Raw genomic sequence first — 11,355 nt, forward strand, 5'->3', positions numbered from 1 at the left:
TCTTACATTCCTTTAACGGCGAAAATCCCGTTGGCGTTACGCCAGTAACCTTTGTAGTCCATGCCATAACCGAAGATGTAGCGGTCAACGCACGGCAAACCGACGAAATCGGCCTTGAGGTCCGGGCGGGCCTTGCGGTCGTGGTCTTTGTCGATCAGCACGGCGGTGTGCACTTTGCGGGCACCGGCGTGCTTGCAGAAGTCGATGATCGCGCCCAGGGTGTGACCTTCGTCGAGGATGTCGTCGATGATCAGTACGTCACGGTCGATGAAAGAAACTTCCGGCTTGGCTTTCCAGAACAGGTCGCCGCCGCTGGTTTCGTTGCGATAGCGGGTGGCGTGCAGGTAGGACGCTTCCAGCGGGAACTGCAGATAGGTCAGCAGCTTGCCGGAGAAAATCAGCCCGCCGTTCATCACGCAGAACACCACCGGATTGCTGTCGGCCATTTGTTCGTTGATTTGTGCACCGACGCGGGCGATGGCCGCCTCGACTTCAGCTTCGGTGTACAGGCAGTCAGCCTCTCGCATGATTTGACGGATATGCTCGAGATCAGCAGACATGGTGCTCTCCAAAGGGGTGGCGGAATCAGGAAAAGCGGGCAAAGGTACGCATCAAGCGAGGCCAGATCAAGCGTTTGTGGACTAACGTACTGTATGTCTATAGGACAACACCCTCGGATAGATTAATCTAGGCCGGTTTTTTTGCCCGCCGCCGGAGCCTTTCCCCATGCCCATCCATGAGATCCGCCACCCGCTGATCCGTCATAAACTTGGCCTTATGCGCCGCGCAGACATCAGCACCAAGAATTTCCGTGAGCTCGCTCAGGAAGTCGGCGCGCTGCTGACCTATGAAGCCACCAAAGACCTGCCGCTGGAATCCTACGATATCGAAGGCTGGTGCGGCACAGTGTCGGTCGAGAAAATCGCCGGCAAGAAGATAACCGTCGTACCGATCCTGCGCGCCGGCATCGGCATGCTTGAGGGCGTGCTCAGCCTGATCCCGGGCGCCAAGGTCAGCGCCGTGGGCGTTGCCCGCAACGAAGAAACCCTGCAGGCCCACACCTACCTGGAAAAACTGGTTCCGGAAATCGACGAACGCCTGGCGATGATCATCGACCCGATGCTCGCCACTGGCAGCTCCATGGTTGCCACCATCGACCTGCTGAAAAAGGCCGGCTGCCGGGACATCCGCGCCATGGTGCTGGTTGCAGCCCCGGAAGGCATCGCTGCTGTAGAAAAAGCTCACCCGGACGTGATCATCTACACCGCTTCCATTGATCAAAAACTGAACGAACACGGCTACATCATCCCAGGGCTGGGCGATGCCGGTGACAAGATCTTCGGCACCAAGCAGAAGGACGCGTGACCATGCAGCAAGAGTTCAACGATCCGCTCTGGCGCACGGTGCTGTCGGGTGCACAGATGCTGTTCGTGGCCTTCGGCGCCCTGGTGTTGATGCCGCTGATTACCGGTCTCGACCCGAACGTGGCGCTGTTCACGGCCGGCCTGGGGACGATCCTGTTCCAGATCGTCACCGGGCGTCAGGTGCCGGTGTTCCTGGCATCGAGCTTTGCCTTCATCACCCCGATCATTCTCGCCAAGGGCCAGTTCGGCCTGGCCGCGACCATGGGCGGCGTGATGGCGGCAGGTTTCGTCTACACCTTCCTCGGCCTCGCGGTGAAGATCAAAGGCACCGGTTTCATTGACCGCCTGCTGCCGCCAGTGGTGATCGGGCCGGTGATCATTTCGATCGGCCTGGCCATGGCGCCGATTGCAGCCAACATGGCCATGGGCAAGGCCGGCGACGGCAGTGAGTTGATTCATTACCAGACGGCAATGATGATTTCGATGCCCGCACTGCTGACCACACTGATCGTCGCGGTATTCGGCAAGGGCATCTTTCGCCTGGTGCCGATCATCTCCGGCGTGCTGGTGGGTTTTGGCATGGCGTTCTACTTCGGTGTGGTCGACACCGCGAAGATTGCGGCGGCACCGTGGTTCGCCATCCCGCACTTCACCGCACCGGAATTCAACTGGCAGGCGATTCTGTTCATCGTTCCGGTGGCCCTGGCCCCGGCCATCGAACACATCGGCGGCGTGATTGCCGTGGGTAGCGTGACCGGTCGCGACTACCTGAAGAAGCCCGGCCTGCACCGCACCCTGCTCGGCGACGGCATCGCCACCACGGCGGCCGGTCTGTTCGGCGGCCCGCCCAACACCACCTACGCCGAAGTGACCGGCGCGGTCATGCTGACCAAGAACTACAACCCGAAAATCATGACCTGGGCGGCGATCTTCGCCATCAGCCTGGCGTTCATCGGTAAATTCGGCGCACTGCTGCAGAGCATTCCGGTGCCGGTGATGGGCGGAATTCTGTGCCTGTTGTTCGGTTCGATTGCGGCGGTGGGGATGAATACGCTGATCCGCCACAAGATCGATCTGGGCGAGGCGCGCAATCTGGTGATTGTTTCGGTGACCCTGGTGTTCGGGATCGGCGGCGTGCTGATCGGCACCGGCACCGGGCCGGACGATTTCGGCCTCAAGGGTATCGCGCTGTGCGCGGTGGTGGCGATCGGCTTGAACCTGATCCTGCCGGGCAATGACAGCTGGAAGCACAAGAAGGCGAATGAACCGCTGATCTAAGCAGACTTGGATTCTTCGCTGACTGAAAGACCCACTTCGCGAGCAAGCCCGCTCCCACAGGTTAATCACCGACCCTGTGGGAGCGGGCTTGCTCGCGAAGCTTTTAAAGCGCCAACGGCGCCCTTTCGCACAACGCACTCAACGCCTTCGCCCAATGCGGGTCATCGTTGAGGCACGGCACCAGCACCAGATCCTCTCCCCCTGCTGCGCGGAATTGCTCCTTGCCGCGATCACCGATCTCTTCCAGGGTCTCGATGCAATCGGCTACGAACGCCGGGCACATCACCAGAATCTTTTTCACGCCGCTTTTGGCCAACTCATCGAGGCGCGCTTCGGTGTAGGGTTCGATCCATTTGGCGCGCCCCAGCCGCGACTGAAACGACACCGACCACTTGCCCTCCGGCAATCCCATGCGCTTGGCAAACTCTGCCGCCGTACGCAGGCATTGGCCTCGATAACAGGTGGCGACCACCTCCGGCGGCGCACCGGCGCAGCAATCACCGCCACCCTCGAAGCTGTGACCGGGGTTGAGCTTCTTCAGATGCCGTTCCGGCAAGCCATGAAAGCTCATCAGCAAGTGATCGAAATCCTGCTGCAAATGCGGCCGGGTCGTGGCCACCAGCGCATCGAGGTATTCCGGTTGGTCGTAGAACGGCTGGAGCACCGACAACTGCACGTCGAGGTTTTTCTCGCGTACCACGCGCCGGGCCTCTTCTATGACCGTAGTCGTGGTGCTGTCGGCGAACTGTGGATAAAGCGGCGCCAGGGTGATTCGCTTGTGCCCCGCCGCGACCAGGCGCACCAGCGTCGATTCGATCGACGGCTCGCCGTAACGCATCGCCAGTTCGACCGGGCCGTGTTGCCACTGACTGGTCATCGCTTGTTGCAGGCGACGGCTGAGCACCACCAGCGGCGAGCCCTCGTCCCACCAGATCGAGGCATAAGCATGGGCCGACTGCTCGGGACGCTTGATCAGGATCAGCGATACCAGCAGCCGTCGAACCGGCCATGGCAGGTCGATCACGTACGGGTCCATCAGAAATTGATTGAGGTAGCTGCGCACATCCGCCACCGAGGTGGAGGCAGGTGAACCCAGGTTGACCAGAAGCAACGCGTGATCGGTCATGCAACGTCCTATTTCAAAGGCGACTGGACAGATCGTCCAAAGCCGCGCGCAAATCCGTGAACTTAAAAGTGAAACCAGCCTGTAACAAACGCACTGGAGTCGCGCGCTGGCCGCCCAGCAACAACGAAGACAATTCGCCCAGGCCTACTTTCAAGGCAAGGGTCGGCATCGGCATGAACGCCGGGCGATGCAGCACGCTACCCAGTGTTTTGGCAAACTCGCGATTACGCACGGGTTCGGGCGCGCACGCATTATAGGGACCGCTGGCCTCGTTGCGATGCAGAAGAAAATCAATCAGGGCGATTTGATCGTCGATATGAATCCACGGCATCCACTGCCGGCCGTTGCCGATCGGCCCTCCCAGGCCCAGTTTGAACGGCAGTAACAGCCGCGACAAAAAGCCGCCCTCTGCCGACAGCACCAACCCGGTTCGAATAAGGATGACGCGAATGCCCAGCACCTCAGCTCGCTGTGCGGTCTCTTCCCAGGCGATGCATAACTGACTGGCAAAATCATCGATGACCGGTGGCGACTCTTCGGTCAACTCACGTTCGCCACCATCACCATACCAACCGATTGCAGAACCGGAGATCAGCACCTGCGGTTTCTGTGCGCGGCTTTCAAGCCAGGCCAGAAGGGTTTCGGTCAGCGTGATGCGGCTACTCCACAGCAGGGCTTTGCGTTTGTGCGTCCAGAGTCGGTCGGCAATCGGTGCCCCGGCAAGATTGATAATCGCATCGACAGGTTCTTGCCCCAGATCCTCCAGCCGTGCAACTCCACGCACTTGGGCACCACATATTTTCGCGACATTTTCAGGTTGGCGACTCCAGACCGTCAGGCGATATCCCTGACCCGACCAGTGCCGGCAAAGCTGACGTCCTATCAAACCAGTACCGCCGGTCAGCAATATGTGCATGACTTCTTCCTCGCGTGGCGTTTTACCTTGTCCATTAGTCTATTTTTATAAGCAGGGATCTTTGGTATCGAGCAGGCTCTATGTTTAACAATAGGCCAAGCTGTCAGATCGAGAACGCTAAAAGTTATACCAAAAAACAATATTGTACAGGTTTGAACCCCGGCGTAGTCTGTACAGAAAGGTAAACGAGGCCCCTATGACTGTACCTATCGCAATCATCGGCACCGGCATTGCCGGACTCTCCGCCGCCCAGGCCCTGACGGACCTCGGGCACGTGGTCCAACTGTTCGATAAAAGTCGCGGCAGCGGCGGGCGCATGTCGAGCAAGCGCAGCGATGCGGGTGCTCTGGACATGGGCGCGCAGTATTTCACTGCCCGCGACCGGCGTTTTGTCAACGAAGTCCAGCGCTGGCAAGCCAAGGGCTGGGTCGCCGAATGGACGCCGCAGCTGTACACCTACCATGGCGGCCAACTCAACCTGTCGCCGGACGAGCAGACCCGCTGGGTCGGCACGCCTCGCATGAGCGCCATCACCCGCGCCCTGCTCGGTGACCTCGAAGTGCATTTCGCCTGCCGGATCACCGAGGTCTATCGCGGTGAAGAACACTGGCACCTGCAGGACGCCGAAGGCTTCACCCACGGACCGTTCAGCCATGTGGTCATCGCCACGCCGGCCCCACAGGCCACGGCTCTGCTGGCATCTGCGCCGAAACTCGCCGGGGCCGCCGCCGGGGTGAAAATGGACCCGACCTGGGCCATCGCCCTGGCCTTCGAAACGCCGCTGGAAACGCCCATGGAAGGCTGCTTCGTACAGGACAGCCCCCTCGACTGGCTGGCCCGAAACCGCAGTAAACCCGGACGCGACAACACCCTCGACACCTGGGTCTTGCATGCCACCAGCGCCTGGAGTCGCCAGCACATTGACCTGTCCAAGGAAGCGGTGATCGAACAGTTGCACGGCGCATTTGCCGAACTGCTGCACGATTCAATGCCCGCGCCGAGCTTCAGCCTCGCCCACCGCTGGCTCTACGCCCGCCCCGCCAGCAGTCACGAATGGGGCACCCTGGCCGATGCCGACCTGGGGCTGTACGCCTGTGGCGACTGGTGCCTGTCCGGACGCGTCGAAGGGGCCTGGCTCAGCGGTCAGGAGGCCGCCCGTCGCTTGCATGAGCACCTGCAGTAAAGAGCATCAACCCGAGCAAATCGCTGCTGTCGCCCTGACAGCAGCCCGCCAAAAACCTATACAAAGAATTTGACTTGTAGAACTTCGAATCTATGATGAAGTTATCTTGTACAGACCCGAATGTTTGTACAGGTTTAGATTCGAGGTGCTCCGATGTTCCACTCCCCCGCCAAACCGAAAATCGCCATCAGCGCCTGCCTGATGGGGCTCGACGTACGCTACAACGGCGGACACAAGGAATCGCGGTTGTGCAGCCGCACCCTCACTGACTACTTCGATTTCATCCCGGTATGCCCGGAAGTGGCCATCGGCCTGGGCGTACCCCGCCAACCGATTCGGCTGGTGGGCAGTGCAGATCAACCCGAAGCCCTGGGCACCCTCGATCACAACCTTAACGTGACACAACCGCTGGCCACCTACGGCCAGGAAATGGCAGTGCAGCTGGGGGAAATTTGCGGCTACATCTTCATGCAAAATTCTCCGTCCTGCGGCCTGGAGCGGGTCAAGGTCTACCACGCCAACGGCGCACGGGCGGACAGTGGCGGGCGCGGGATCTACGCCCGGGCTTTCTGCCTGCGGCACCCGGACTTGCCGGTGGAGGAAGACGGCCTGCTCAACGATCCGGTGCTGCGGGAAAACTTCCTCACCCGGGTGTTCGCCTACAACGCCTGGCAGCAGCTACGCCAAGAGGGCATGAGCCGGCGCAGTCTCACGGACTTTCATTCGCGCTACAAATACCTGCTGATGGCCCACAACCCGGTGCAATACAAAACCCTGGGCAACCTGCTGGGCAACATGGGCAAAACCGATCCGCAGGAACTGGGCCCCCGATATTTCAGCGAACTGATGGCGGCGCTGAAAAAATGCGCCACACGTCGCACTCACACCAACGTCCTGCAACACCTCAGCGGCTACCTGAAACAGGCCATCAGCGGCGAAGACAAGCGGGAAGTGCAGCACGTGATCAGCCAGTACCGTCTGGGCATCGTGCCGCTGGTGGTGCCGCTGACACTGCTCAAGCATCACTTTCGCCAACACCCCGATCCGTACATCGCACAGCAGGTTTACCTGCAACCGCACCCGGAAAACCTCAGCCTGCGAAACGCCATTTGATGAAAAAAGCACTCGACACCAGCGCCCGCGAAGACCTCGGCGATGACTTTAAAAAGGCGCTGGACGAAGGCTGGCTGCCGATCCGTGAAGTGGCGCGGCAAACCGGGGTCAATGCCGTGACCTTGCGTGCCTGGGAGCGGCGCTACGGTCTGATCGTGCCGCTACGCACGCCCAAGGGCCATCGGTTGTTCTCGGCCGACCACGTACAACGCATCCAGACCATCCTCACCTGGCTCAACCGTGGCGTTGCCGTCAGCCAGGTCAAACCATTGCTCGACACGCCGCAAGCCTTCAGCGAGTCCGTCGACAACGATTGGCACGCCTTGCTGCAAACGTTGCTGCAGGCAGTCAGTCGATTGCAGGAACGCGCCCTGGATGACAGCGTCAATCAGGCGATGGCGCTGTATCCGCCGCGAACCCTGTGCGAGCAATTGCTGATGCCCTTGCTGGCCGCTCTGGAGCAACGCTGGCAAGGCCAGTTCGGGGCGCAGATGGAGCGGGGCTTTTTTTGTGCCTGGCTGCGCAGCAAGTTCGGTGCGCGCATCTACCATAACAATCGTCAGTTGCGCACCGCGCCGCTGCTGCTGGTCAACCACTCGGACCTGCCCGTGGAACCGCACCTATGGCTCACGGCCTGGCTGATCAGCAGCGCTGATTGCCCGGTGGAGGTCTTCGACTGGCCGCTGCCTGTCGGAGAATTGGCATTGGCGGTCGAACTTCTGCAACCCCGAGGGGTTCTGCTGTACTCAAGCAAAGCCCTGAATCCGGCGCAGCTGCCGAAACTTTTCAAAGGTGTCAGTTGCCCAAAAATGATTGCTGGACCAACGGTATGCATCCACCACACCGAGTTGTCCGCAAGTACTGCCGTGATCGCTGATCTGTACCTGGCCGAAGATCCGTTGTCGGCACATCAGGCACTCGTTCAGCGCGGGCTGATTTAAATGAATCGCGTGGATACCAAAATGCAATTGATCTGGCTGCGCAGCGACTTGCGCCTACATGACAACACCGCCCTCTCGGCCGCCGCGGCTCGCGGCCCGTGCGTGGCGGTGTACCTGCTGAGTCCGGAGCAATGGCTGGAACACGACGATGCGCCCTGCAAAGTGGACTTCTGGCTGCGTAACCTGCGCGAGTTGAGCCGCGAACTGGGTCAACTGAACATCCCCCTGCTGATCCGTCAGGCCCCTCGCTGGGATGACGCACCCAGCGTATTGCTGAACCTGTGCCGACAGTGGCAGGTCGATGCGTTGCACCTCAACGAGGAATACGGCATCCACGAGTCCCGTCGCGATGCAGCGGTCGCCCGGACGCTACAGGCTGAAGGGATCGAAGTTCGCCGCTACCTCGATCAATTGCTGTTCAAGCCCGGGAGCGTGCTGACCCGCACCGGCACTTACTTTCAGGTCTTCAGCCAGTTCCGCAAAGTCTGCTACGAACGACTGCACCACTCGCTGCCCAGCCTCGTACGCGCGCCGCACAAACAAGCGCCGCTGAACATTGCCAGCGATGCGATCCCCTTGAGTGTCGACGGTTTCGCAACACCCGCTGATAACCTGCGCAACCTGTGGCCGGCGGGCGAAGCCGAAGCCCGGCGTCGCCTCGACAGCTTTAGCGATGTGCAGATCGAGCACTATCAAAGCGAACGGGATTTCCCGGCGAAGCCCGGCACCAGTCAGCTTTCGGCCTATCTCGCCGCCGGGGTGATTTCTGCGCGCCAATGCCTGCACGCGGCCTTGAACAGCAATCAAGGTGAATTCGAAAGCGGCAAGATCGGCGCCGTCACCTGGATCAACGAACTGCTGTGGCGCGAGTTCTACAAACACATCCTGGTGGGCTACCCACGGGTTTCCCGGCACCGCGCGTTTCGTCCGGAAACCGAAGCGCTGGCCTGGCGCAACGCCCCCGAAGAACTGGCCGCCTGGCAACAGGCACGCACCGGCTTGCCGATCATCGACGCCGCCATGCGCCAACTGCTGGCAACCGGTTGGATGCACAACCGCCTGCGCATGGTGGTGGCGATGTTCCTGACCAAAAACCTGCTGATCGACTGGCGCGAAGGCGAACGCTTTTTCATGCGTCACCTGATCGATGGCGACCTGGCGGCGAACAATGGTGGCTGGCAGTGGAGTTCTTCCACCGGCACCGACTCGGCGCCTTATTTCCGGATTTTCAACCCGTTGAGCCAGTCGGAAAAATTCGACCCCGAAGGCGTGTTCATCAAGCAATGGCTGCCGGAACTGGCCGCTCTGAATAAAAAAGACGTGCACAACCCCGCCAATCTCGGCGGCCTTTTCGGTGTTGTGGATTACCCCTCCCCGATCGTCGACCTGGGTACTTCCCGTACGCGTGCGTTGACGGCATTCAAAAACCTGCCCTCGCGGCAATACGCCGCCGTTGGGTCATGAATTACCGCCACCGGGATTACTTCGATGCCGGGGCTCTGCTTTATGAACATTTACCCGTATTGAGCCGGGCAATTGCCTGGTTGAAAAGGAGATTGGGATGAGTCGCACACTCGCACGACGATACTGGTTGACCGGTGCAAGCAGCGGCATCGGTGCCGCCCTGGCCGAAGAAATCCTGAAAACCGGTGCGCACCTGGCCGTCAGTTCGCGCACCGTGGCCCCCCTGAATGACTTGTCGCTACGTTATCCGGGGCAAGTGCTGGTGGTCCCCGGAGACCTGACCAACAGCCAGACCGTACGCGAGATCAGCGAGCAGATTGCCGAGGACTGGGGCTCGCTGGACACCGTGATACTGAACGCCGGCACCTGCGAGTACGTGGATGCCAAGCAGTTCGATGCGTCGATTGTCGAGCATGTGGTGCGCACTAACCTGTTGGCCAGCAGCTATTGCATCGACGCCGCCCTGCCATTGCTGCGTGCCGGCACCGCACCGCATATGGTGGCCATGGCCAGTACGGTGACCTACCTGCCGCTGCCCAAGGCAGAAGCCTACGGCACTTCGAAGGCCGGGCTACGTTATCTGTTCGAATCCCTGCGCATCGACCTGGCCCCGGAAGGCATAGAACTCACGGTAATCAGCCCCGGGTTTGTCGAGGCGCCGCTGACGGCAAAAAACGACTCGCCCATGGCCTTGAGCTGGCCGGTGGAGAAAGCCGCGCGGCACATCTTCGAAAAACTCAAGGACCGCCCGTTGGAAATCGCTTTCCCCGCAGCGTTCATGACCGCCCTCTGGCCACTCTCCAAACGGCCGGACCAAGTAAAACTGGAGATCGGCAAACGCATGGTGCGCAGCCAGCCGCCGATCAAGGATCAACCCTGAAAGTCGTCATCAATGGCGGCGGTGTCTCGGACGCTCCGATATTTGAGCGTCCGTCAGACCTTTCACACAGTACCCGGTGACTGCCTTACACTGCGCGCCATGAAAACCATCCCCCATACGCAAATCGCGGAACCCGCGGTCACCTGCTCGACCTGCGCAGCCTGCTGCTGCCAGCTCGAAGTCATGCTGATCACAGATACGGGCGTGCCTGAACGGTTCATCGATACCGATGACTGGGGCGGGGAAGTGATGTTGCGCCTGGATGACGGTTGGTGTGCCGCGCTGGATCGCAACACGATGATGTGCACGATCTACGAAAAACGCCCGCTGATCTGCCGGGAGTTCGAGATGGGCGCTCCGGAGTGCATCGAAGAACGCCAGGGGATTTCGACGGCGTATCGCTAGTTTGAAGTTGTCCCAATACCAATGTGGGAGCGGGCTTGCTCGCGAAAGCGTCAGGTCAGTCGATTACAGTGTCGACTGATCCACTGCTTTCGCGAGCAAGCCCGCTCCCACATTTAGTACAGCGTTGCTGTCTTACAACGGCATCGTGTAATGCAATGCGTAACTTTCTACACCATCGTTCGGAGTGGTGATCCCGGCGTTGGAATAGTGCGTCGCACGAACCCCGACTTCATGTCCGCCGGCAAAGCGCAAACCGAAACCAAAGCGGTCTTCGAACTGGAAGGCGCTGCCCAGATCGTTGCTTTCGACTTCGGTGCTGGCAAACGCCGCCACGCCAATCCCAAACTCAATGTAGGGTTTGACGTTCTGGCCGGCAAATTCATAAACAAGCACGGGTGAGAACGACAGGCTGTGGTTACTGGATTTCTCGTCACCCTCCCAATAGGTATAGGCGCCGTCCCAGTAACCGGTCAGACGACCAACGTCGCTCTGCCACCAGCTCTGGTCCCAATCGAATTGCACCCCCAATCGATAGGTCATGGTCGACTCGCCGGTTTGCCCCACGGCAAATTCCACACCTGCCGCCTGCGCGGTAAAAGTGTGCCCCAAAAGTGCGGTCGCAATCGCGGCCAAGCAGAATAGTCGCTTCACTTGAAACTTCCTTTTCCGAACGATTTCGTATGGT

At 60.1% G+C, this 11,355-nt stretch carries 12 protein-coding genes and 1 pseudogene; 9 read left to right on the forward strand and 4 right to left on the reverse strand.

The features are described from left to right. Positions 1–2 precede the first annotated feature (2 nt). Positions 3–560 carry a hypoxanthine-guanine phosphoribosyltransferase gene (locus PspS34_RS23405; protein ID WP_008016649.1) on the reverse strand — a complete coding sequence of 186 codons (558 nt, stop codon included), beginning with the start codon at positions 558–560 and terminating at the stop codon, positions 3–5. Positions 561–726: 166 nt separating this feature from the next. On the opposite strand from PspS34_RS23405, the gene upp reads away from it, so the two are divergent. Both upp and PspS34_RS23415 read left to right on the forward strand, forming a co-directional pair. Beyond that, entirely contained in the window at positions 727–1,365 is a 639-nt protein-coding gene (gene upp / locus PspS34_RS23410) for a uracil phosphoribosyltransferase (protein ID WP_053159679.1), read from the forward strand. A 2-nt stretch (positions 1,366–1,367) separates the two neighbouring features. Then, positions 1,368–2,642: a uracil-xanthine permease family protein gene (locus PspS34_RS23415; RefSeq protein WP_057713328.1), complete on the forward strand. Its 1,275-nt coding sequence runs from the start codon at positions 1,368–1,370 to the stop codon at positions 2,640–2,642. 103 nt (positions 2,643–2,745) lie between these two features. Here PspS34_RS23415 and hemH read toward each other — a convergent pair whose 3' ends face one another. Continuing rightward, a complete protein-coding gene (gene hemH, locus PspS34_RS23420; RefSeq protein WP_154860512.1) occupies positions 2,746–3,768 on the reverse strand; it encodes a ferrochelatase in 1,023 nt (340 codons plus the stop codon). Between the two features lie 13 nt (positions 3,769–3,781). Further along, complete coding sequence (locus tag PspS34_RS23425) at positions 3,782–4,684, reverse strand: TIGR01777 family oxidoreductase (RefSeq protein WP_090457644.1); 903 nt, start codon at positions 4,682–4,684, stop codon at positions 3,782–3,784. A 196-nt stretch (positions 4,685–4,880) separates the two neighbouring features. Here PspS34_RS23425 and PspS34_RS23430 point away from each other — a divergent pair, with 196 nt between their 5' ends. From PspS34_RS23430 to PspS34_RS23460, 7 genes and pseudogenes are all read left to right on the forward strand, one after another. Further along, positions 4,881–5,867, forward strand: a complete 987-nt coding sequence (locus tag PspS34_RS23430; RefSeq protein WP_057713325.1) for an NAD(P)/FAD-dependent oxidoreductase — start codon at positions 4,881–4,883, stop codon at positions 5,865–5,867. 153 nt (positions 5,868–6,020) lie between these two features. Then, positions 6,021–6,980 carry a DUF523 and DUF1722 domain-containing protein gene (locus PspS34_RS23435; protein ID WP_159390339.1) on the forward strand — a complete coding sequence of 320 codons (960 nt, stop codon included), beginning with the start codon at positions 6,021–6,023 and terminating at the stop codon, positions 6,978–6,980. Beyond that, entirely contained in the window at positions 6,980–7,921 is a 942-nt protein-coding gene (locus tag PspS34_RS23440; RefSeq protein WP_057713323.1) for a MerR family transcriptional regulator, read from the forward strand. Before PspS34_RS23435 ends, PspS34_RS23440 begins: the two co-directional genes overlap by 1 nt. Positions 7,922–7,942: 21 nt before the next feature. Continuing rightward, complete coding sequence (gene phrB, locus PspS34_RS23445) at positions 7,943–9,385, forward strand: deoxyribodipyrimidine photo-lyase (RefSeq protein ID WP_154860514.1); 1,443 nt, start codon at positions 7,943–7,945, stop codon at positions 9,383–9,385. 2 nt (positions 9,386–9,387) lie between these two features. Continuing rightward, a pseudogene (locus tag PspS34_RS23450) lies at positions 9,388–9,486 on the forward strand (nuclear transport factor 2 family protein); the annotation flags it as partial. Continuing rightward, on the forward strand, positions 9,483–10,265 hold the full coding sequence (locus PspS34_RS23455; protein ID WP_154860516.1) for an SDR family NAD(P)-dependent oxidoreductase: 783 nt from the start codon (positions 9,483–9,485) through the stop codon (positions 10,263–10,265). The pseudogene PspS34_RS23450 and the gene PspS34_RS23455, both read left to right, overlap by 4 nt. Before the next feature lie 99 nt (positions 10,266–10,364). Next, complete coding sequence (locus PspS34_RS23460) at positions 10,365–10,670, forward strand: YkgJ family cysteine cluster protein (protein ID WP_056726267.1); 306 nt, start codon at positions 10,365–10,367, stop codon at positions 10,668–10,670. A gap of 132 nt (positions 10,671–10,802) precedes the next feature. Here the strand turns inward: PspS34_RS23460 and PspS34_RS23465 are convergent, their stop codons facing one another. Next, on the reverse strand, positions 10,803–11,321 hold the full coding sequence (locus PspS34_RS23465) for an acyloxyacyl hydrolase (RefSeq protein WP_150814907.1): 519 nt from the start codon (positions 11,319–11,321) through the stop codon (positions 10,803–10,805). Positions 11,322–11,355 lie beyond the last annotated feature (34 nt).

It is taken from the genome of Pseudomonas sp. S34, assembly GCF_009866745.1.
Taxonomy (GTDB): domain Bacteria; phylum Pseudomonadota; class Gammaproteobacteria; order Pseudomonadales; family Pseudomonadaceae; genus Aquipseudomonas; species Aquipseudomonas jessenii.

Coding starts and splice junctions, on each gene's coding strand:
- PspS34_RS23405 (WP_008016649.1), bottom strand. CDS start 560: ATGTCTGCTGATCTCGAGCATATCCGTCAAATCATGCGAGAGGCTGAC.
- upp (WP_053159679.1), top strand. CDS start 727: ATGCCCATCCATGAGATCCGCCACCCGCTGATCCGTCATAAACTTGGC.
- PspS34_RS23415 (WP_057713328.1), top strand. CDS start 1,368: ATGCAGCAAGAGTTCAACGATCCGCTCTGGCGCACGGTGCTGTCGGGT.
- hemH (WP_154860512.1), bottom strand. CDS start 3,768: ATGACCGATCACGCGTTGCTTCTGGTCAACCTGGGTTCACCTGCCTCC.
- PspS34_RS23425 (WP_090457644.1), bottom strand. CDS start 4,684: ATGCACATATTGCTGACCGGCGGTACTGGTTTGATAGGACGTCAGCTT.
- PspS34_RS23430 (WP_057713325.1), top strand. CDS start 4,881: ATGACTGTACCTATCGCAATCATCGGCACCGGCATTGCCGGACTCTCC.
- PspS34_RS23435 (WP_159390339.1), top strand. CDS start 6,021: ATGTTCCACTCCCCCGCCAAACCGAAAATCGCCATCAGCGCCTGCCTG.
- PspS34_RS23440 (WP_057713323.1), top strand. CDS start 6,980: ATGAAAAAAGCACTCGACACCAGCGCCCGCGAAGACCTCGGCGATGAC.
- phrB (WP_154860514.1), top strand. CDS start 7,943: ATGCAATTGATCTGGCTGCGCAGCGACTTGCGCCTACATGACAACACC.
- PspS34_RS23455 (WP_154860516.1), top strand. CDS start 9,483: ATGAGTCGCACACTCGCACGACGATACTGGTTGACCGGTGCAAGCAGC.
- PspS34_RS23460 (WP_056726267.1), top strand. CDS start 10,365: ATGAAAACCATCCCCCATACGCAAATCGCGGAACCCGCGGTCACCTGC.